The sequence below is a fragment of the Alkaliphilus serpentinus genome, from assembly GCF_009017255.1.
In the GTDB taxonomy this organism is placed as follows: domain Bacteria; phylum Bacillota; class Clostridia; order Peptostreptococcales; family Natronincolaceae; genus Alkaliphilus_D; species Alkaliphilus_D serpentinus.
In genome coordinates this window covers 71,119-92,006 of sequence record NZ_WBZB01000037.1, presented here as the reverse complement: position 1 = coordinate 92,006, position 20,888 = coordinate 71,119, and the positions used below count along the sequence as shown (strand labels likewise).

Annotated in this window: 19 protein-coding genes, 5 tRNA genes and 1 riboswitch; of the genes, 20 read left to right on the top strand and 4 right to left on the bottom strand. The window is 36.2% G+C overall.

The annotated features are described in order from the left end of the window. Positions 1–157 precede the first annotated feature (157 nt). From F8153_RS10580 to F8153_RS10560, 5 genes are all read left to right on the top strand, one after another. Positions 158–246 (top strand) — tRNA-Ser (locus tag F8153_RS10580). A gap of 117 nt (positions 247–363) precedes the next feature. After that, positions 364–455 (top strand) — tRNA-Ser (locus F8153_RS10575). 95 nt (positions 456–550) lie between these two features. After that, positions 551–627 (top strand) — tRNA-Ile (locus tag F8153_RS10570). 85 nt (positions 628–712) lie between these two features. Next, positions 713–789: transfer RNA gene (locus F8153_RS10565), tRNA-Ile, on the top strand. Between the two features lie 7 nt (positions 790–796). Further along, positions 797–872: transfer RNA gene (locus F8153_RS10560), tRNA-Phe, on the top strand. A gap of 28 nt (positions 873–900) precedes the next feature. Here the strand turns inward: F8153_RS10560 and F8153_RS10555 are convergent. After that, a complete protein-coding gene (locus F8153_RS10555) occupies positions 901–1,926 on the bottom strand; it encodes a ribonuclease H-like domain-containing protein (RefSeq protein WP_151866326.1) in 1,026 nt (341 codons plus the stop codon). Positions 1,927–2,122: 196 nt separating this feature from the next. Here F8153_RS10555 and F8153_RS10550 point away from each other — a divergent pair, with 196 nt between their 5' ends. After that, positions 2,123–3,535: an S-layer homology domain-containing protein gene (locus tag F8153_RS10550; protein WP_243136954.1), complete on the top strand. Its 1,413-nt coding sequence runs from the start codon at positions 2,123–2,125 to the stop codon at positions 3,533–3,535. Between the two features lie 196 nt (positions 3,536–3,731). Then, the gene (locus F8153_RS10545) at positions 3,732–5,756 is read left to right on the top strand and encodes an ATP-dependent helicase (protein WP_151866324.1); all 2,025 of its coding nucleotides are present in this window, start codon (positions 3,732–3,734) and stop codon (positions 5,754–5,756) included. A gap of 46 nt (positions 5,757–5,802) precedes the next feature. On the opposite strand, the gene F8153_RS10540 is transcribed toward F8153_RS10545, so the two are convergent. After that, positions 5,803–6,798 carry an asparaginase gene (locus F8153_RS10540; protein ID WP_151866323.1) on the bottom strand — a complete coding sequence of 332 codons (996 nt, stop codon included), beginning with the start codon at positions 6,796–6,798 and terminating at the stop codon, positions 5,803–5,805. Positions 6,799–7,211: 413 nt separating this feature from the next. Here F8153_RS10540 and F8153_RS10535 point away from each other — a divergent pair, with 413 nt between their 5' ends. The 4 genes from F8153_RS10535 (at position 7,212) to moaC (ending at position 10,962) form a co-directional block, all read left to right on the top strand. Continuing rightward, a complete protein-coding gene (locus F8153_RS10535) occupies positions 7,212–7,820 on the top strand; it encodes a lactate utilization protein (protein ID WP_151866322.1) in 609 nt (202 codons plus the stop codon). Positions 7,821–8,118: 298 nt separating this feature from the next. After that, positions 8,119–9,276 (top strand): cysteine desulfurase family protein, encoded by a 1,158-nt coding sequence (locus F8153_RS10530; protein ID WP_151866321.1) that lies wholly within the window; start codon positions 8,119–8,121, stop codon positions 9,274–9,276. 5 nt (positions 9,277–9,281) lie between these two features. Beyond that, entirely contained in the window at positions 9,282–10,454 is a 1,173-nt protein-coding gene (gene thiI / locus F8153_RS10525) for a tRNA uracil 4-sulfurtransferase ThiI (protein ID WP_151866320.1), read from the top strand. A 22-nt stretch (positions 10,455–10,476) separates the two neighbouring features. Beyond that, positions 10,477–10,962 carry a cyclic pyranopterin monophosphate synthase MoaC gene (gene moaC, locus F8153_RS10520; RefSeq protein WP_151866319.1) on the top strand — a complete coding sequence of 162 codons (486 nt, stop codon included), beginning with the start codon at positions 10,477–10,479 and terminating at the stop codon, positions 10,960–10,962. A 167-nt stretch (positions 10,963–11,129) separates the two neighbouring features. Here the strand turns inward: moaC and F8153_RS10515 are convergent, their stop codons facing one another. Further along, a complete protein-coding gene (locus F8153_RS10515) occupies positions 11,130–11,843 on the bottom strand; it encodes a lysophospholipid acyltransferase family protein (RefSeq protein ID WP_243136952.1) in 714 nt (237 codons plus the stop codon). 95 nt (positions 11,844–11,938) lie between these two features. Between F8153_RS10515 and F8153_RS10510 the strand changes: the two genes are divergently transcribed. The 9 genes from F8153_RS10510 (at position 11,939) to F8153_RS10470 (ending at position 18,796) form a co-directional block, all read left to right on the top strand. Then, on the top strand, positions 11,939–12,763 hold the full coding sequence (locus F8153_RS10510; RefSeq protein ID WP_330577777.1) for a carbon-nitrogen hydrolase family protein: 825 nt from the start codon (positions 11,939–11,941) through the stop codon (positions 12,761–12,763). A 58-nt stretch (positions 12,764–12,821) separates the two neighbouring features. After that, entirely contained in the window at positions 12,822–13,034 is a 213-nt protein-coding gene (locus F8153_RS10505; protein ID WP_151866316.1) for a DUF3006 domain-containing protein, read from the top strand. A gap of 90 nt (positions 13,035–13,124) precedes the next feature. After that, positions 13,125–14,021 (top strand): cell wall hydrolase, encoded by an 897-nt coding sequence (locus F8153_RS16320; RefSeq protein WP_207707723.1) that lies wholly within the window; start codon positions 13,125–13,127, stop codon positions 14,019–14,021. A 120-nt stretch (positions 14,022–14,141) separates the two neighbouring features. Beyond that, positions 14,142–14,501, top strand: a complete 360-nt coding sequence (locus tag F8153_RS10495; protein ID WP_151866315.1) for a hypothetical protein — start codon at positions 14,142–14,144, stop codon at positions 14,499–14,501. Between the two features lie 58 nt (positions 14,502–14,559). Further along, the gene (locus F8153_RS10490) at positions 14,560–16,032 is read left to right on the top strand and encodes a dihydroorotase (protein ID WP_151866314.1); all 1,473 of its coding nucleotides are present in this window, start codon (positions 14,560–14,562) and stop codon (positions 16,030–16,032) included. A 183-nt stretch (positions 16,033–16,215) separates the two neighbouring features. Beyond that, positions 16,216–16,578 carry a GntR family transcriptional regulator gene (locus F8153_RS10485; RefSeq protein ID WP_151866313.1) on the top strand — a complete coding sequence of 121 codons (363 nt, stop codon included), beginning with the start codon at positions 16,216–16,218 and terminating at the stop codon, positions 16,576–16,578. Between the two features lie 20 nt (positions 16,579–16,598). Continuing rightward, entirely contained in the window at positions 16,599–17,504 is a 906-nt protein-coding gene (locus F8153_RS10480) for an ATP-binding cassette domain-containing protein (protein ID WP_151866312.1), read from the top strand. Continuing rightward, complete coding sequence (locus F8153_RS10475; RefSeq protein WP_151866311.1) at positions 17,486–18,166, top strand: hypothetical protein; 681 nt, start codon at positions 17,486–17,488, stop codon at positions 18,164–18,166. The genes F8153_RS10480 and F8153_RS10475 overlap by 19 nt, the downstream gene beginning before the upstream one ends. A gap of 9 nt (positions 18,167–18,175) precedes the next feature. Beyond that, complete coding sequence (locus F8153_RS10470; RefSeq protein ID WP_151866310.1) at positions 18,176–18,796, top strand: hypothetical protein; 621 nt, start codon at positions 18,176–18,178, stop codon at positions 18,794–18,796. Between the two features lie 243 nt (positions 18,797–19,039). Here the strand turns inward: F8153_RS10470 and F8153_RS10465 are convergent, their stop codons facing one another. Beyond that, positions 19,040–20,356, bottom strand: coding sequence for a bifunctional folylpolyglutamate synthase/dihydrofolate synthase (locus F8153_RS10465; protein ID WP_192929770.1), 1,317 nt, complete (start codon positions 20,354–20,356; stop codon positions 19,040–19,042). A 256-nt stretch (positions 20,357–20,612) separates the two neighbouring features. After that, positions 20,613–20,797: riboswitch (Lysine riboswitch) on the top strand. Positions 20,798–20,888: the final 91 nt, after the last annotated feature.

The window sequence follows — 20,888 nt, the reverse complement described above, 5'->3', positions numbered from 1 at the left end:
GAATTTAGTTTTTCATTCAAAGTTGGTTAATATTACAGATAGGATTGTATTGAATACAACACCACCTATGCTATAATCTGTTAGTGACTTCATTGCAATCTTAATTATTGACATTTTAAATATAAATATGTTAAACTGAATTCTGTACTAATAAGATGGAGAGGTGTCCGAGGGGTTTAAGGAGCTGGTCTTGAAAACCAGTGACTCCGAAAGGGGCCGTGGGTTCGAATCCCACCCTCTCCGCCAGTTAGAAGTTAGAGGATAAAATCAGATTGCCGGAAAACATAAAAATGAGTTGAATTTCTTTACGAATTCACACCTTGAAATCAGGCAAGCTGACCTCCGATATCCGACATCCAATATGGAGAAGTACTCAAGTAGGCTGAAGAGGACGGTTTGCTAAACCGTTAGATCGCGCAAGCGGTGCGCGGGTTCGAATCCCGCCTTCTCCGCCATTTAGAAGTTAGAGGTTAGAGTTGGCAGTGGCTTAAAAAGACATGGGTAGATTTAGCTGTGAAACTTCTTAGATATCATGTAACCCTATATATAAGGGCCTTTAGCTCAGTTGGTCAGAGCGTCCGGCTCATAACCGGCAGGTCCGGGGTTCGAGTCCCTGAAGGCCCACCATTTAATTTTATGATATCTAAGTACATGGTTCCTGATGAAGCTAACGCCAGTCTAGAACCATTTGTTTATTGGATACTATTGATGAGGGCTCATAGCTCAGCAGGTTAGAGCGCACGCCTGATAAGCGTGAGGTCGGTGGTTCGAGTCCACTTGAGCCCACCAGAAACATGCCCAGATAGCTCAGTCGGTAGAGCAGGAGACTGAAAATCTCCGTGTCGGTGGTTCGATTCCGCCTCTGGGCACCAAAAAAAGAAGGATTAGCCTTAATTAGGGCTAATCTTTTTTTGTGTTCTCTGAAGCCTTTAAAGCTTTATCTATAAGCATCATCACAATTTCTTTTATCACATTCTCGGAAACTATCAAATATCGATCATTATAGAGGCATTTAGATAAATTAGAAGGTAAACAGCCGTAAGGGATCCTTAAGGCATTTAAGTCCAAGTAGTTCAGTTTATTATCATCAGGTAATTGGAGGGTTGAAAAAATTATTTCAAGCTGAAAGCTACCCTTTGATGGATTCCAATGGAGGGTATATTCACTGCTGAAGAATTTAACTGGTAGAAGGCCATTAATTATAGAAGTTCTTCCCTCAAGCTTTAGAATATTTTCTGTTCGTACCAACTGTTGTTGTGAAAAGGAAAACTCTATGTTGCAGCCTTGAAAATTTATTTCAAAATCAATCCTTTGCCACAGCTCTTCGGGAATTAAATTAAAGACCTCTAAGGTTTTGCCCAAATAGTAGATATCTTCATAATTGTGAAGTAGTATTTTATCTATTATAGAAGTGGATCTATTCTTTAGATACAAATGATATAGTAGGACACTTTCCCTTCCAGATATAGTGTCTTTTCTATGAATGCCTAAGAGCTTTTCTATGGATTTAAGCTTTAAATCGGGAGTATTAAAATAAGCCTTGTACTTTTTAATATGTCTTAGTATATCAATATGATTTTTATCATATAAAGAATAATGAACGCAATTAATCTCCGATCTAATTTTTAGGAAGGGTAGATCGAAGGAAGCACCATTATAGCTAATAAGATTGTTAAAGGTTGATAACTCAGTAAAAAATGCCTCCAAAAGGAGGGCTTCATCCTCTAAGGCTTCTGCAAAGAACTGTTTTATATGGATTTTGTGGTCCTTTTCATATAAATAACCAATTAGTATCACGGGGTGATGTTGTCGGCTTAAGCCAAGGGTTTCTATGTCGAATATTGCAGTATCTCCTCCATGCAAAAGGTTACCTACAAACATAGGAAGTAGGATCCTTTCATTTAGTACATATTCCTTGATTATCATAAGAAGCCTCCTTATCTTAATAATATGATAACAAAAACATTTCTTGAATCAAAGAAAGAACTTTTATTTAACTAGCCAGTGGGTATTAAATAAATGTCGTAATTGTAATTGTATTGTAAAAATTATCTGTTAATACTTGTGATATGATAGTAATAGAAAGATTTTACAGCATATGGAAGGGGGCTCATCCGTGAATATGAAAAAGTCGAGGGTTTTAATTCTCATACTGGCGGTTATATTGAGTGTACAGTTTACTTTTGCAATTACAATATACAAAGATACTGAAAATCACTGGAGTAACGATTACATACGGTGGGCAACAAATGAAGTGAAAATCCTCAGTGGATTTGAAGATGGTACCTTTAGACCCAATAATGTAATGACTAGAATAGAATATGTAACGGCACTGAACGATTTGATCGATAACCAGGGTCTTATGAACATTTTTGATTTAGAGACAGATGAAGCTACTATAGCATATAAGGATATTTCTGCGGATGACTGGCAGTATGATGAAATACAGCAACTAGAATCCTATATCCTGAATAACAAAAATAACAGTATCAGCATTAAAGATATTTTAGGCGAAGAGGACTTTCAACCTGAGAAAGCCATTAATAGATACGAGGCTTTACTCCTTTCAACAGCTATAAGCCTTCCTCCTGTTGATGAAATCGTTAATACCTTCACCGACTTAGATATGAATACACCTAATTACACTTATATATTAGAAGGAATTGGGAATGGTTTTCTGAAGGGTTATTCTGATAATACCATAAGATTAGAAAAGGAGTTAACTAGAGCAGAGGCGGCAACCCTTTTGATGCGTGTAGGTAAAGAACTAGAACAAGTAAATATAAGCTATCTTACCTATGCAAAATTTGAGCCTCAAGCCTTTGCTAGAAATCTGCCACAGTTTCAAAAACCTTCAGAAGAAGACTCTAATCAACTAGAACTTCATGATAGATTTATTAAGGCTATTGCTTCTTTGCAATACATTGAATTCGTGGGACATATCCCCTATAGTGAAAGACATCTTTATGATGAAAAACCTTTAGTCACCCTATGGCAACTAAAAAATGAGAGTTATCTAAACTTGATTGGAAATAACTACTATATCATCAAACATGATAAATCTTTGGATAATGAAGAAATCTTAGGGCTGGTTAATGAAGGAATCACCCATTTATTTCAGCATACAACCGTAGAAATAGAAGGCCTAAATAAGTTTCTATCAATAGCTATGGAGGTTCTGCCCTTAGATGAGGCTATTAATAGAATTGAGGGATATTTTGAAAAAGTGGGGAATGACCATATGAAGCTTTCTACAGGTATTCTATTAATTGATTATTATCATGCCAATGAAGATCATGAAAAGCTGATTAATATCTACAGAGCCATGGTAAACAATAGCGAAGGCCTTACTGAGGAATTGCAAGCCAATATCATTCAAAACTATATTTATCTAATATACGAGGTGGTAGGTAAGGATGAAGCATTGAAGGAGTCACAAAATATTTATGATCGTTTAGTTAATGAGAATGCAAGCAATAAAATGCACCTAGATTTTGTTATGAAGGGATTAATAAAGGAACTAATGCAGTTGTAACTGAAATCTTTTGTTGAAGATAAAACTTGTTAAAGACCCAGTAATCATGCATGCAATAGCTGACTTGATTGTTGGGTTCTTCTCAAGTACAAGAAGGGTGGACTAAGAAAATGGTCTGCCTTTGTTATTTGTCAGGAGAAATGAATTATGATACACTTTCTAAGTATAGAAATAAAGCAATCTTGAGGTGTGAAAAATGACAGGTATAGATAAAGGATTAAATGATCAACAAATGAAGGCGGTAAGCTATATAAAAGGTCCATGTATGGTTTATTCAGGTCCTGGTTCAGGTAAGACTACCATAATCGCCCATCGAATAAAGCATTTAGTAGAGGTGGCGGGAATAAGTCCATCCAAAATTTTGGTAATAACCTTTACCAGGTCTGCAGCAGAAGAAATGAAAAAACGTTATCATTCAATAGCTTCCCAAGGGAAGGGAAGGGATGTAGTTTTTGGTACCTTCCATTCTATATTTTTTAGGATCATAAGACGATATTATAACTATGAATTAAGTGATATTCTACAGGAGGGTGATAAATACAAGGTTATAAAAAATATTGTAAAGACTCTAGGGGTAGAAAATCACCTTGATGATGACCTTATAAAGAATATCCTTTTAGATATGAGCATGAGTTTGTATTCTATAGATAAGGCTTCGATTATTTCTAGTACAATAGCTCCCGAGACCTTGGAGGCCATTATAAGCTCCTATGAAAATTACAAGACTGATTGTAGAAAAATTGATTTTGATGATATGATTACGAAATGCTATGATTTGCTATTAAAGGAACCCAAAGTATTAGATAAGTTAAGAAAGCAGCATCAATACATTCTCATTGATGAATTTCAAGATATCAATGAAATACAGTTTGAAATCATCAAAATGATAGCCCATCCTCTAAATAATCTATTTGTTGTTGGTGATGATGATCAGGCTATATATAGCTTCAGGGGTTCAAATCCTGAGTTTATAGTAAATTTTCATAAGCTTTACCCTTCAGTTAATAAGATCTTTGTAAATATAAATTATCGATCTCAGGCTAGAATAATTGAGGCAGCCAATGGACTGATTGCAAATAATAAAATGAGGGTTGGTAAAGATATAGAAGCGGTATATCCTGCAACAGAGGCTATAGCCTATGAAACACCAGAGAATAGGTATAAGGAAAATGAATGGGTAGCTACTATCATAGAGGATAGTATAAAAAAAGGTTATAGCTATGGAGATATAGCTATTTTATTTAGAACCAATATACAGGCCAATAGCTTAGCAGATTATTTATTAACAAAAAAAATGCCCTTTTATAGTAAAGAGAAGCTAGAGGGAATCTATGACCATTGGGTAGCCAGAGACTTATTTTCTTACTTTAATGCAGCAGAGAACATGAAGGATTATAACTCAATCCTTTCTATTATAAATCGGCCCACAAGATACATTTCTAATAAGTCAATAGAGGCTGCAAAGGAATATCATAAGGACTTACTAACCTCTTTAAAGGTTAAAGGAAACCTGATGGCCTATCAGGTAAGGTTAATAGATAAGCTGGCTACTGACTTAAAAACTCTGAAACACCTTACACTAAGTGAAGCCATAGGATATATCAGAAGGGATATTGGTTATGAACAATATATTGAAGGCTATTGCATGGAGAAGGGTATTGCAAGTGATGGATACTTTAATATTTTAGATGAGCTAGAGGAACTTTCAAAAAATTATAAGGATTATCCTTCCCTTATTAAAGGGATAGAGAAACTTAAAAGGAACCAGAGGGGCAGTATTGAAGGAATAAATTCCGAATCAGATTGTGTAACACTACAAACGATTCATGGGGCTAAGGGTTTGGAATATAAGGTTGTCATCATTGTAGGAGCAGTTGAAGAGGTTTTACCCTACAAAAAATCCATAGACTCAATGGAATCAATTGAGGAAGAAAGAAGACTTTTTTATGTAGCAGCTACACGGGCTAAGGAAAAGTTGTATATCTCTTCTCCAAGATATTGGTACAATAAGAAATCCTATCCCTCTCGATTTATAATGGAAATGAAGAGCATTTCATCTGCATTAAAGTATTTTGAAAGGGGTAAGGAGATTTTCCATAGAATTTTTGGCAAGGGCAGGGTCTTGGAGGAAGGGGGAGGCTCTATTAAGGTGGCCTTCGATAGGGATGGAATAAAGGATTTGGATGTTGAAACCTGTATGAAAAATAATATAATCAAGTAAAGATAAAAGATAAAGGCGTCTTTCTAAGCCTTTATCTTCTTTCTTTTTATCTACGATATTGATTAAACTCCATAATATTTTTAATATCCTGTAGGTCTGTAGAAACGCTTAAGGCCAGCATCAGCTTAATTCGTAGCTTTTGCCCTGGTACATCGCCACCAAGAATTATCCCCATATTCCTTAAATGCTTACCGCCACCTTCATATCCATATGTATCTAGAACTCTACCGGTAGGACATCTGGATGTAATAACAACAGCAACGTTTTTATCTATTGCATATTGGATACCTTCAATCATGGTTGGTGGTACATTACCCCGACCCAATGCTTCAAGAACTAGGCCTTTTGCTCCGGAATCAACGCAAAATTTAATGATGCGAGAATCCATTCCAGCTGCACATTTAATTAAGTCCACCTCTGCCACAATACCTTCAGTATAGATTTGTTGTCGGTTAACGATATCCCGATGATAGATCACCTCATCATTGTCTACAATGCCTAAAGGTCCAAATTCTAAGGATTTAAAGGTATCAAGGCTTAGGGTATTAAACTTCGTTACTTCACTGGCAGCATTCACTTCGTTATTCATGACAACTAAAACCCCTTTACCCATAGACTGGGGTGATATAGCTGTACATACGGCTGCTGCTAGGTTACTGGGTCCATCATAGCCTAACTCTGAGCTGTTTCTCATGGCTCCAGCAATAATGATGGGTTTAGGTGAGTCTATGCTTAAATCTAAAAGGAAGGCAGTTTCCTCAAGGGTATCCGTTCCGTGGGTTATTACAACTGCTGAAATATCTTCCCTCTGTAGGTTATCCACCACTACCCTCCTAAGGTCCATCATCATCTTGGGATGTATATGGGGTCCAGGTAGTTTAGAGAAATTTACAGTTTCTATTTCAGCATACTTATCGATATTCGTTACCAGAGATAAAATTTCTTGGCTAGAAAGGGAAGGGATGGCTGCACCAATCCTTGGGTCCACCGTCATAGAAATTGTTCCTCCAGTAAAAATCACTACAACTTTGGGTTTATTCATAATAACCCTCCTTATAGATTATTTGGCTGCAACAATATTATATAGTATTACAAATTATTTGTGAATTAGAAGATTAAAAATTTTTTCGCAGGTTTTCCAGATTATTAATTAAATAGTATTAATATTCAGACAAAAAAGCATAAAAAAATGGCTAGGTCTCCGTCAACCTAGCCTCACATCAAAGGATGTGATTTTCAAAAGGGGTATTGGGAATAGAGATTATATAATCGAGGTTACCAGGGGGATAACCACGTATTTATTATAACAAATACCGACATAAAGTGCAACAAAATAAAATTGTTTATTTTATAACAATCGGAAATAGTACGTATAAATATACATGTTTTTATTGTTAATCAATTGATGTATAATTGATATATTAAGGAAACTCAATAAGGAGGAGCGGGTTGCATATGGAGCGGATAAAGAAACTAATTAACAACTTAAAAGGCAAAAGAATTGATGCTGAATACTTTGAAAGCGCTGAAGCTGTAAAGGCCAAGATAATATCAGAAATCACTAAGGAAGATACCGTTGGTATTGGAGGATCAATGACGATATTTGATCTTAAACTACATGAAGAGTTAATAAAAGCTGGCAATGAAGTATATTGGCACTGGTTGGTTGAGCCGGAAAAAAGGGGACAGGTTAGACAAAAAGCAGCAACAGCCGACATTTATCTAACCAGCACCAATGCCTTAACGGAAGCCGGTGAGCTTGTAAATATTGATGGTGTAGGCAATAGAGTAGCATCTATGTTCTATGGGCCTAAAAAAGTTATTGTAATCTGTGGTATTAATAAAATAACCACTGATATCATTTCTGCAATCGATCGAATAAAGGAAAAGGCCTGTCCTAGCAATGCAAGGAGATTAAACTTAAAGGTTCCTTGTGCCTTTACTGATTTATGTAATGATTGCACCAGTGAGGAAAGAATGTGTAACATTACAACAATCATTAATAACAAGCCAATGACAGTAGACTTAAAGGTTTATATAGTAGGGGAAGAATTGGGATATTAGAAGATCAATGAGTAATTATTAATGAGTAATGAGTAATGAGAACAGGAAATTTGCTGAAGTAAATTTCTTCGTCAATTCAACATTCAACATTTAACATTTAACATTAAGAAAAGATACATATATTCTTCATTCTACATTCTTCATTATTATTTTTTCATCATACACTACCAAACAGTTTAATAGGCTTCCTGGATATATAAAAACCTATAGAGTAGGGTATTTTAATATTGTACCTTGCTCTATTTCTATTTTTTAGATATGATAAAAACTGTAATCCCGTAAAAATGAGGTGAAATATATGGAGGTTTATTTAGATAATGCAGCCACCACTAGGGTAAAGCCCAAGGTAATACAGGCTGTTACAATGGCAATGAATGAAATGTACGGAAATCCATCATCTTTACATAAAAAAGGCGTTGAGATAGAAAGAAAGATCAAGGAAGCTAGAAAGCTTATATCCCGAAGCTTAGATTGTAGAGAGGAAGAATTGTTTTTTACTTCCGGAGGGACAGAAGGAAATAATATTATCATAAGGGGCTATGTAGAGGCCAACCAAAGAAGGGGTAAACATCTTATAACTACTAAAATTGAGCATCCATCGGTTCTTTCAACCTTTGAAGCCTTAGAAAAAAAGGGCTATAAGGTTACCTACTTAGATGTAGACAACAATGGCTTTATTTCTTTAAGGGAATTGGAAGATTCCCTACAGGAAGATACGATATTGGTAAGCATCATGCATGTGAACAATGAGGTTGGTTCTATACAGCCCATTGAAAAAATATCTAAAATTATCAAAAATAAAAATAAAGAGGTTTTTTTCCATGTGGATGGAGTACAATCCTTTGGTAAAATTCTTTTTTCTTTAACGGATTTAGCGGTGGATGGTTTTTCGATAAGTGGACATAAAATACACGGTCCAAAGGGGATTGGCTGCTTATATATTAAGAAGGGTTGGAAGGTTACTCCAATAGCCACAGGAGGAAGTCATGAGTTAGGGATCAGACCAGGCACCGAAAATACCCCTGGAATAATGGGTATGGCAGAAGCCGTTAAGTTGATTTTTTCTGATCAACAAAACTATATTCGTAAAATTGCTTCCTTAAAGGAATATTTTTATCAAATGCTGATGGCCAATGTGGAGGACATTAAAATCAATGGTGGGGATCCCCAAGGGACTTCCATTAACATATTAAATGTCTCCTTTAAAGGTGTTAAAAGTGAGGTTTTACTCCATAGTCTAGAAGAGGATGGTATATATGTATCCTCTGGTTCAGCCTGTTCCTCGAAAAAAAGAGGCTACAGTCATGTATTAATGGCTATGGGTTTAAAGGATGAATACATAGACAGTGCTATACGCTTTAGCTTTAGTGATTTTAATACCAAAGAGGAATTAGACTACGGGATAGAGAAGATTCAAAAACAGGTGAATTACCTGCGTAAAATAATGAAGAGGTGAAGAGGTTGGAAAGAATAATCATAGTCCGCTACGGTGAAATCATGATGAAGGGCTTGAATAAGAGATTTTTTGAGGATAAGCTGGTTAAGCATATACGTCATGCTTTGAAGGATTTGGGCAACATTAGGGTATATAAAAAAGAGAGTCGGATTTTAATTGACTTTGAGGATTATAATGAGAATCTAATAATTAAAAGACTAAAGAAGATTTTTGGTATTGTACTAATTAGTGGAGCATATCGATTTCCCGTGGATTTAGATAAAATCAAAGAGGTTGCCCTGAATGAAATCAAAAGAAGAATAGAAAATGAGGGCATTAAAACCTTCAAGGTTGATAGCAAAAGAGTAGATAAAAAGTTCCCATTAAAATCCCTAGAAATTAGCAGTGAAATAGGTGCCCATATACTAAGAAATGTACAAGATATTAAAGTGGATGTCCATAACCCAGATGCAGTGGTATATGTTGAGGTAAGGGATGAGGCCTATGTCTTTTCTGACAAAATATATGGTCATGGAGGTTTGCCTGTTGGTACCGGTGGGAAAGCCTTACTACTATTATCCGGAGGAATTGATAGCCCTGTTGCTGGGTGGCTTATGGCTAAAAGGGGATTAGAACTTGATGCTGTACACTTCCATAGCTATCCCTTTACAAGTGAAAGGGCAAAGGAAAAGGTTATGGATTTAGCTAAAATCCTATCCATATATGTAGGAAGGTTTAGATTATACTCAATAAATCTTTTGCCAATACAAAAGGAAATTAATGAAAAATGCCCTGAAGATGAGATGACCATATTGTCAAGACGGTTTATGATGAAGCTGGCCCAAAGGGTAGCAAAGCTCTCTGGATCCAGTGCCTTAGTAACTGGTGAAAGCTTAGGGCAGGTGGCCAGTCAGACGATAGAAAGTCTTCATACCACCAATTCAGCTGTGGAGCTACCGGTTTTTCGCCCCTTAATTGCCACCGATAAGGTAGATATTATCAATATGGCAAAGGAAATAGAGACCTATGAAACCTCAATTCTTCCCTATGAGGATTGCTGTACAGTTTTTCTTCCTAAAAGGCCTGTAACCAAGCCCAGGTTAGACAAAATTCTTAAGTCTGAGGAAAAGCTGGATGTAGAGGCCTTGATTGAAGAAGCATTGGGAAATATGGAAGTTGAGGATATTATATTAGATTAGCGGTAGTAAAGGAGGAAGGATTATGGATGAAAAGGTTTTAACGCATTTCGATGAGGAAGGCAGAGCAAAAATGGTAGAGGTGGGAGAGAAACTAAACACCAGAAGAGAAGCAGTAGCAAGGGGTTCAATCTATATGAAGGAGGAAACCCTTTTAAGGATAGTCGATCGAAATATAGAAAAGGGTGATGTGCTGGCAGTTTCCCAGGTGGCAGGTATTATGGCGGCCAAGAAAACCAGTGATATGATTCCAATGTGTCATAATATAGTCCTAACTGGAGCAGATATCAGCTTTCATATAGATGAAAAAAACAATAAAATAGATATAGAAGCCACAGTAAGAACAACAGGAAAAACTGGTGTGGAGATTGAAGCCCTAAGTGCAGTTTCTGTTGCAGCCCTTACGATTTATGACATGTGTAAGGCCATTGATAGAGGTATGGAAATTACAGATATCCGCCTAGTCAAAAAGACCGGTGGAAAATCTGGGGATTATATACGGGAGAAATAGAGAAGACTACATTTACTATTCAAACAGGTGCAGATTGAAGTGACCAATTAAATCATTTTAAGCTGCACCTTATTTTTATAACCCTTTGGATAAATTTTAAAAAGATCAAAATGGATGATATAATAACTGTATAAGCTAAGAAAAAGCAAATTTTAGGAAATTTATCCCTAGACGGGTTTTTGTAAATTTTCTTTTATAACCTGAAAGGTTTTTACCGTTAAATCCGTTGCTTTATCTAAGTCCTCAGTTTCAATTGGGTTTGAGAAGATGATCTTAACCTTTGCTGGCTTAATTTTATTGTTGTTGGCCTCCATAATTTTATAGGAATCTATAATCGTTACTGGAACAATTTTAACTCCAGCTCTGGCTGCCATCTTTAAGCTACCAGGCTTAAAGGGCTGTATCTCACTGGATTTGCTACGGGTACCTTCAGGGAATATAACCATTGACTGTCCAGACTTTAGTATTTCAATGGCAGATCCAATGGTCCTTAAGGATTGCCGCATATCCTTTCTATCGATAAAAACACACTCCATATACTCCATCCAACTACTAACCAGAGGAAGTTTTTTTAATTCTATTTTGGCAACAAAGGCCACTGGCTTAGGAATGTTGGCAAGTAGTAAGGGAATATCAAAGTTTCCCTGATGATTACTGGCAAAAAGAACTGGACCCCTTGGGATATTTTCAAGGCCTTCAACCTCAATAGTACTACCTGTAAGCCCAATAAGCTTCCTTGACCAGTTATAGGCAATTTTTTGAACTAACCTTCGTCTTTCATCTATAGCACCCTTTTTCATCAGCCTCTTTACTGAGGGTATGTAAATGGATACATATATTAAATGTAACCAAAAATAAACAAACCAAATAATCGTTCTCATGATTTTTGCCCCCTTAATTGAATTATATTATATATTTTAATGGGTATATCAAAAATAATCAAATAAACCTATAAATATAAGGAAGGATGATTTCTGTGAAAAAGCTTACCCTTTCGGTGTGTCAAATGATGGTGTCTGATAAAAAGGAAGATAACCTTAAAAAAGCAGAAGATATGATTAGAAGGGCTGTTAACGATGATGGAGCTAATTTGGTTGTCCTACCAGAAATGTTTAATTGCCCCTACAATAATTCCTATTTTCCTGGATTTGCTGAGGAATATCCAGGGCCAACAGCTGGAATGCTGTCGAGTTTGGCAAAGGAGCTGGGAGTCTACATAATAGGTGGGTCGATTTCTGAAAGGGAAGGGGATAAAATATACAATACCTCTTACATTTTCAATCAGGAAGGGAAGCTTCTAGGCAGTCATAGAAAGATGCATTTATTTGATATTGATATAGAGGGAGAAATAACCTTTAAGGAGTCTGAGACATTGGGTCGAGGTAATATACCCACAGTGATAGAAACAGATTTCTGTAAAATTGGGGTGGCTATATGCTACGATATGAGATTTCCAGAATTGATGAGATTAATGGTACTGGAGGGGGCAGAAATCATAGTGATTCCAGCAGCCTTTAATATGACCACCGGGCCAGCCCACTGGAAGGATTTAATTAAGGTTAGGGCAATAGATAATCAAGTATATTTTGTAGCAGCATCACCGGCAAGGAATATGAAGGCCAGCTACCAGCCCTATGGTCATTCTGCTATAGCCAACCCATGGGGGGATTTTATTGCTATGGCAGGTGAAGGGGAAGAAATCATAACTGGTGAAATTGACTTAGATTACCTAGAAAAAATAAGACAACAGCTACCCTTATTAAAGCATAGGCGTACAGATGTTTATCATATTACTTACTAATTTCTAAAAACCAATACAAGTATCATGGACAAAGAAAACAATTGTAAGGAGGCAGCTTATGAAAAGAGGGATAATCGATAGGTTTGAGGGTGTATACGCTATAGTAGAAATAGATGGAGCTTTCGAAAGAATAGATATGAAAAAATTACCTTCCAATGCAAAGGAAGGAGATGTAATTATTATAAATCCAATAAGCATTACCCTAGACAAGGCCGAGACCCTAAAGAGACGAATAAAAATTAAGAAATTGATGGAGGGTTTATTTAAATAAACCAATAGTGGTAAAAGTTACAACCCTTGAAAATATGTACACTGCACCCCTTTGTATGCTAAAATCTTAGGATAGAAGGGGGGCTTATAATTGAATAAATATTTAAAAGGAACAAATAAATATATTATTTATGCCATCGTAACAGTATTTTTAGTATCACTTTCTTCCTATGCTCTAATGGTGGGTACTACTATCCATTCTCAAAATTATGAAGATACATTGAAGGAAGACCTCATCATTGAAGAAAAGGACCATTCCCAGGGATCTAATTCATCAGATAACAATGAAGATCGTGAAGTGGATGTAAAGGAGCCTAATACATATCCTCCGTTTACTCAGGAGGAGGATAAGAAAGATGAATTGGTGGAAGAGTCTAAAGATGAAAAAGTAATTGAACCAGAGAAAAAAGAGATAAAACCAGAGAATAAAGAGCTAGAGCCAATTACAGGAAGTGAATATACAGTTAAGGCAAATGATACCCTTTATTTTATTGCTATAAGGTCGGGCTTATCTATTGAAACCCTTAAGCAATATAACAGTCTTTACAATGATTCAATAAAGGTTGGTCAGGTATTGGCTTTAACGGACCAAAGACAGCCATCTAGGGGTGGAAACCGTGACAGTGAGGACTTATATTGGCTAAGTAGAATCATTCATGCCGAAGCCCAAGGAGAGCCTTACATCGGAAAGGTAGCAGTAGGGAATGTAGTTTTAAATAGAGTAAAGAGCAGTATCTTTCCCAATACCATAAAGGGTGTAGTTTTTGACAAACAGCATGGCTATACTCAATTTTCACCTGTAATTGATGGAACAATCTATAATAACCCAAGTCAAGAAAGCATAGAGGCAGCTAAAGCGGCATTAAAGGGTGAAAGACCAGTGGGAGATGCTTTGTATTTTCTAAACCCAACAAAATCTACAAACTTTTGGATTTTGGAAAATCGAAAATATTCTATGACCATCGGAGATCATGATTTTTATCATTAAGATATTTAAGACCATTTTATGAGGTTATTCTCATAGGATGGTCTTTTTTAAGAATAGATAATAGGTATTTAAGTCAAAATAATATAAGGAATTAACAATATATTAGGAAAGGATGGTTGAATGATTGAGGCTTATTTTAATAATTTAAAGGCAGCCAATGATACAATTTATAAGCTTAGGGTTATGGGTATCGATGCAACGTTGGATTTAAAGGATGATCACATGGAAAATTATAATGCTAGGCAAAATGTTGCTGGAACAGCTACTGGAGCTACCCTTTCTGATTTAGTCCTAAAATCAGGAGCATCGGCTGTGGAAAGCCATCAATCCCCCCTAATGGCTGCAAATCCAATGGTTAGCGGTATGGCTGGATTTGAGGAAACTGTCAGTTTGGATTACAAAATAGCAATTACTGCTGGTCCAAGGGATAACAATCGTATTGCAAAAATCGTTGAAGAGGCAGGGGGAGCAATATTATAGAATTATGGGTATTGATGGAAGGGTTAAACTAAAAACAATCAATGAAGGGAGCATATGAATGGTAGATTTAATCATTAAAAATGCTAAAATTCCAAAGGGTGAAAATGACACAGTAACAACAAACATCCTGGTAAAGAATGAGAAAATAGAAGGGTTTATCCAGGATGCAAGTAATATTGAAGCAAAGGATGTTATAGATGCAGAAGGGAATTTAGTAATCCCAGGAGGCTTCGACTCCCATACCCATTTTATGGATCCAGGATTTACCCATAGGGAGGATTTTTTTACAGGTACTTCCTCGGCGGCTGCTGGTGGAATCACAACAATCATGGATATGCCCTGCTGCTCAAAGCCTTCTGTAAGAAGCGTTGATCAATTACACAATAAAATTAATGCTATCAAGGATAACGCCATAGTAGATTATGCCCTTTGGGGTGGAGTTACCGGAGAAGATGTAAAGAATGATGATCTTCAAGTGGTTCAGGAGCAAGCTGATGAAGGGGTATGCGGATTTAAGGTATATATGACACCCTCTGTACCTACCTATCCAAGGGTTACAGACCCAGAAATGCTTGAGTGCTTTAGGGCAGTAGCTAAAACCGGACTGCCAATAGGTGTTCATGCTGAAAATTTCGCATTAGCTGATTTTTATACTAAGAAGTTTGCAAGGGAAGGAAGAACAGATGCTCCTGCTTGGGCTGAGGCTAGGAACCAGCTTGTAGAGAAGGTTGCTATCGAACTTGTTATTAGCTATGCTGAGGATACTGGTGCAAGAGCCCACATCGTCCATATGGGTAGCGGTGTTGGTGCAAAATTAATAGGGGAGGCTAAAAAGAGGGGGATTGATGTAACCTCTGAAACCTGTCCACATTATCTAATCTTAGATTATCAGGATGCCATGACTGAGCACGGGGCCTTTGCAAAAATAGCCCCTCCTTTAAAATCTAAAAGAGATAATCAAGAGCTTTGGGAGGGCTTAGCCAACGGAAGTGTAGACTTTATCGGTACAGACCATGCTCCCTATGAAATCATCACAGAAAAGGCTAAGGAAGGAATGACTATATGGGATGCTTTCCCCGGAATCCCTGGAGTAGAAACCATGATGCCTATTATGATTAGTGAAGGATACAATAAGGGAAGACTGACTCTAAGACAGCTGGTAAATGTAACTAGCACCAATGCTGCCATTCATTATGGATTATATCCTAAGAAGGGTGCCCTAGAGGTTGGTTCAGATGCGGACTTTACTATAGTAGATCTTGAGCATGAGTGGACCATTGATCAGGAGCAAACCTTCTCAAAGGCAAAGTACAATCCATTACATGGTACTAAGGTGAAGGGTCGCCCCATTAAAACCATCCTTAGAGGAAAAGTAATCTTTGATTTAGATAAAGGTGTAGTGGGTAATAAAGGGTATGGACAGTTTGTTAAGAGACAAAACATTGCCATGCTACCAAAAGATTTACGATATTCCTCAAGGGGTGTTAAAAACTTTATGAATGAGCCCCACCTATGGATAAATACTAAATAAAAATCATCCGATACATTCAAAATCCCCGTCAAATTATTGGCGGGGTTTTGATATTATAAGAAAATACTTTCAGCCAAGCAAAAGTATTATTACGGTATTCAGTAAAAGCCATTGACAAATTTAGCATTATATACTATACTACATTACATAGGTAATGTAGTATAGTAGAAAGGGTGAAGGACCGTGCAGGTTAATTTTGATAGCATAAAGCCCATATATGTTCAAATAGCTGAAGCTATTGAAGATGATATAATCGCTGAAAGCTTAAAGGAAGGGGAAGAATGCTATTCCCAGCTGATCATTGCTAGAGAACTAAATGTGAATCCTGCTACTGCGGCCAAAGGTATAAACCTTCTTGTTTCTGAGGGAATTTTGCATAAACAAAGGGGTTTAGCAATGACTGTAGCCGAAGGGGCAAGGGAGAGGATCTTAAGAAAGAGAAAAAGTGAGGGCTTTGAAGTGATGGTTAAGGAGTTGATTTTTGAAGCCAATAAGCTTGGTATTACAAAGGATCATATATTTGAAATCATAAATAAATATTTTTAGTATAGGAGGGAGTGAGTATAATGGATGATTTTATAATAAGGGCGAAGGAACTAACAAAATCCTATGGAAAGGTTAGAGCAATAGACAACTTATCAATTAATATAAATAAAGGCGGATTAATTGGTCTAATTGGTAGAAATGGTTCTGGAAAAACAACATTTATGAAGCTTTGTGCTGGGTTGCTTGATAAGAATGAAGGAGAATTAATGGTTTTGAATGGGGAGCCAATGAATAACCTAGAGGTTTCTGAAAAGCTTGTCTACACATATCATAACATTGAATATTCAAAGAAAATCAAGCTTATCGATATTATATATAGCTTTAAGATAATGTATAAAAACTTTGATGAGTATTTTGCACTAAAGCTTCTGAAGTTTTTTGATATCAATTCAAAGGATAAATACATACAGCTTTCTCAGGGTATGATGAGTACATTTAACTTTATATGTGCATTAGCCACTAGAGCAGAGTTAACAATGCTGGATGAACCGGTTTTAGGAATGGATATAACGGTGCGAAAGGCCGCCTATGAAGTTTTACTACGGGATTACAGTGAGTATCCTCGTACAATAATCATCTCAAGTCATATTCTTTCAGAGCTAGAAGGGATGTTGTCAGAAATCCTTCTGATTAACAAAGGTAAGCTTTTGTTCTATAAGGATATTGAAGAAATTCAACAAATTGCCTATCGTGCTGATGGTAGAGGAGATGTTCTGAAGGATTATTGTAGGGATAAAAAAGTTCTCTATTCAAAAATTGGTGAATTCGACAGCTTTAGCATTATTTATGGTAAATTAACAGAAGAATTAATTGATATGACAAAGGCAAGGAACATAGCCCTTTCAAAGGTTAGGCCAGAGGATTTATGTGGATATTTGACCCAAGACCATAAGGAGGATGAGCTTAAATGTTTATGGAAAAAATAGAAAGAGAGCATACAATTAATCTAACAAAAGTTAAATTAAGGATGCAGAAAAGGGACATGATAAGACCATTTTTTATATTGGCTTTTCTGTTGCTGCTAAATATAATTCTTACCTTTAGTGTAGTATTTAATAGAATGGATAGTGTCCAGACAATAGATGGATTAAATTTCTCCTACCTGATATTCTTAGTAGGGGTTATTATGTCCTTATATATGACAGTATCCTATACAACAAATAATCACTTTTATTCAGTTTACCCCCAAAATAATACCAGCAGGTTTTTATCATCTCAGCTAATAAACTATTTCTACTTACTACTTTTAAGTATTGCCTCATTAGTAATCTATTTTTTACAACATGGAATCTATGGTATTTTAGCTAATATGAAGGATAATTTAGTGATTGTATATGGCTTTGATATTGAATATACCCTAGTAGGTTTTTTAGTTTATTTTATGTATTTATCACTAATTACCTCAGTAATAACCTTTATAGCTGTGATTCTTCGCAGGTTTAAAATATATGGTTTTATTATTTTGACTACTGCCCTTTCTTTTTTTGTATACAATGATTATGCTAAAAGTTTCTTGATAGAAGTTGTTAAGCTTATAACCCATGAAAACAAAATTCTGTTCTTTTTTCTTAAGGGAATTGTAATTTGACTTTCATTAATGTTAATATCCTTTACAATTAATAAAGATACCCTCTACCATAAATCAGAAAACCCTTTTTCAAAGGCCATTGTTGTAGTGGTGATGGTTATTGCCATATTTACCTTCATAATCATACCTTCCCAAAGGGTATCAAAAAATTATTCTAGTAATATAAGTATCAAAGAAGAATCGGTAGTAATAGACGATTATATTAAAACAGAAATTGATATATCCCACCTACAAGCAGATGAAAGGATTGAAGTTCATGCTCTTGATGAGGATAAACTAAGAAATTCTAGCTTAAGCATTTTTGGTGTTGACTTTGAGAATTCTCCTGAAGGAAAAATAATCATAGAAACACGGTTACCCATTAATAATTATAATGGATATGATCTAAATGAATATATTAATCCAAAGGTTTTGGGGAGACTAGAGGGGAATAAGCTTTATATTGATTATAGCTATAAGGAAAACGTAAAGGTAATTTTTACATCTTCATGGATAAACATGTGGCAGTTTGATCGATATCAGGACAGAGGCTTAACCAAGGATAAAGCCGGCAGTGCTATGGCAAAGGGTAGTGGACATATTAAAATTTCAGCCCCTGAGGGGATAACTCTAGACTTTAAAACTAAATAAAATAAAACAAGGTGCCGAAGACGTGGCACCTTGTCTTGTACTATAATTTATTCTATTACTCTTTTAATTCTTCAGGAATTTGCTTTGATTTCTAAGATATTTTAAATTTTCTGTTTTCCACCTCATTATCTTACCTTTCATTATAATCTATCTTATTCATAGTTTTTAATCCTTCATTCTTAATCCCTAATCCTTAATCCTTCATTCTGAATTCTTCATTCTTCATTCTTAATTTGATTTTCCCTAGCTTGCCATTACACCCTCAAAATAGCTTAATAACAGCTTGCGAACACCTCCGATAAGATATAAAGACCCAGTAAATATCGTTACCTCATTCTCTTTAACTGACTGTAGGACAGTAGCCACAGCCTCCTCAAGGGTGTTGGTGATAAGTACCTCCCTTTGGTAGGGTAGGGCTTCCATTGCCAATAGAGAAGGGTCGGTGGCTTTACGGTTATTTGGTTTTGTAAAGATCACCCTATTGCAGAGGGGTAAAAGAGTATGTAAGACTCCAGTTACATCTTTGTTATAAAGAATTCCTATGACTAAGGTGATGGACTTATTAGGAAAATACCTTTTAATAGCTGCTGATAGAATTTCACTACCCGGTAAATTATGGGCTCCATCTATTAGCATAAGGGGATTAAAGGATAAGATCTCAAGTCTACCTGGCCAAAAGTTAGTTGAAATCCCCCTTAATATGGCCTCCTTTGATACCTTCATTAGGCCATGATGATTGAGTGCCAGTATGGTTTCTATTGCTACAGCAGCATTATACAGCTGATGTTTACCCAGCATCCTTGTTTTCACTTCCGGTAAAATGGCAAAGCTTCCCTCAAAGAAGAAACTCTGACCACTAAAATCCTCCTCTAGTAGCTGTAGCATCTCCTGATTAATTTTATAGGCTTTAGCATTTTGATCCTTTGCAGTTTGCTGAATAACCTCTTCCACAGCTGGTTCTTGCCAATGATAAATCACTATACCTTCCTTTTTAATGATACCGGCTTTATGGGCTGCAATTTCTTCAATGGTTGAGCCTAAGATGTCTACATGATCTATACCGATGGGAGTTATAACAGAAGCTAAAGATTTTTCAATCACATTGGTGGCATCATTCAGGCCCCCTAAGCCAACCTCAAAGACTACATAATCCACTCTTTTTCTATGGTAATAAACGAAGGCTACTAGAGTAATCAGGTCAAACATGGCAGGGTATGGCAGCCCAGCCTCCAGCATTGGTTGAAGAGTTCTTTTGATTTGGTATAGGATATCTGCAAACTCCTCTTGGCTAATGTTGACTCCATTAATTCTAATTCTGTCGGTATAGCAGTGGAGGTGGGGGGAGGTATATAACCCTACCTGATAGCCTTCACTGGATAAAATACTATGAATAAAGGAAGAAGTAGAACCCTTGCCATTGGTGCCTGCTACATGAATAAATTTCAGTTGATTGTGGGGGTTCCCTAAAAGAGATAAAACCAGACGGATGTTCTCAATGGTTAGTCTAGTACTATGGGATTGACAAGTTTCAATAAATTGAATGGCATCAAGATAGTTCAAAATAATTCCTCCTATTTACTAAAATATGTTTCATATCTAAGTAGGCTAATTATACTATCAAAGCCATCAATGCTACAATAGCGAAAAAGGTCGAAAGCCAGTATTTTAAACGACATTATTATACAAGTCACTATTAAATTAAATCCTCATACTCTAGTAATATAGGCTTTTTTATAGGGGAAATTTAGAAGATAATTTAGTTGACAGGGTATTTTAACTTATGATAAACTACCTACAATGAAGAATTACATAACCATTAATAAATAGAGGCGCACCGAAGATGAGTATATATCAGGTGATCAGGAGGAAGGTCTCCAAAACTGATGTAGAAAGGCTGACGTGCCGAAACAGTCATGCTACCTTGCGGTATGATTGTTGGGTGCTCTGGTGAATAACTAGGCAACTGTCATGGAATAATTTCTATGGAGTGCTATTTGTTAATTTCGATATTGCTACGATAAAATAATACATTTTATTCGTCTGCTTTTATTGTGTTAACAAAGCTCCTGAAGTTATTTAGGAGCTTTTTATT

Coding starts and splice junctions, on each gene's coding strand:
- F8153_RS10555 (WP_151866326.1), bottom strand. CDS start 1,926: ATGATAATCAAGGAATATGTACTAAATGAAAGGATCCTACTTCCTATG.
- F8153_RS10550 (WP_243136954.1), top strand. CDS start 2,123: ATGAAAAAGTCGAGGGTTTTAATTCTCATACTGGCGGTTATATTGAGT.
- F8153_RS10545 (WP_151866324.1), top strand. CDS start 3,732: ATGACAGGTATAGATAAAGGATTAAATGATCAACAAATGAAGGCGGTA.
- F8153_RS10540 (WP_151866323.1), bottom strand. CDS start 6,798: ATGAATAAACCCAAAGTTGTAGTGATTTTTACTGGAGGAACAATTTCT.
- F8153_RS10535 (WP_151866322.1), top strand. CDS start 7,212: ATGGAGCGGATAAAGAAACTAATTAACAACTTAAAAGGCAAAAGAATT.
- F8153_RS10530 (WP_151866321.1), top strand. CDS start 8,119: ATGGAGGTTTATTTAGATAATGCAGCCACCACTAGGGTAAAGCCCAAG.
- moaC (WP_151866319.1), top strand. CDS start 10,477: ATGGATGAAAAGGTTTTAACGCATTTCGATGAGGAAGGCAGAGCAAAA.
- F8153_RS10515 (WP_243136952.1), bottom strand. CDS start 11,843: ATGAGAACGATTATTTGGTTTGTTTATTTTTGGTTACATTTAATATAT.
- F8153_RS10505 (WP_151866316.1), top strand. CDS start 12,822: ATGAAAAGAGGGATAATCGATAGGTTTGAGGGTGTATACGCTATAGTA.
- F8153_RS10495 (WP_151866315.1), top strand. CDS start 14,142: ATGATTGAGGCTTATTTTAATAATTTAAAGGCAGCCAATGATACAATT.
- F8153_RS10490 (WP_151866314.1), top strand. CDS start 14,560: ATGGTAGATTTAATCATTAAAAATGCTAAAATTCCAAAGGGTGAAAAT.
- F8153_RS10480 (WP_151866312.1), top strand. CDS start 16,599: ATGGATGATTTTATAATAAGGGCGAAGGAACTAACAAAATCCTATGGA.
- F8153_RS10475 (WP_151866311.1), top strand. CDS start 17,486: ATGTTTATGGAAAAAATAGAAAGAGAGCATACAATTAATCTAACAAAA.
- F8153_RS10470 (WP_151866310.1), top strand. CDS start 18,176: ATGTTAATATCCTTTACAATTAATAAAGATACCCTCTACCATAAATCA.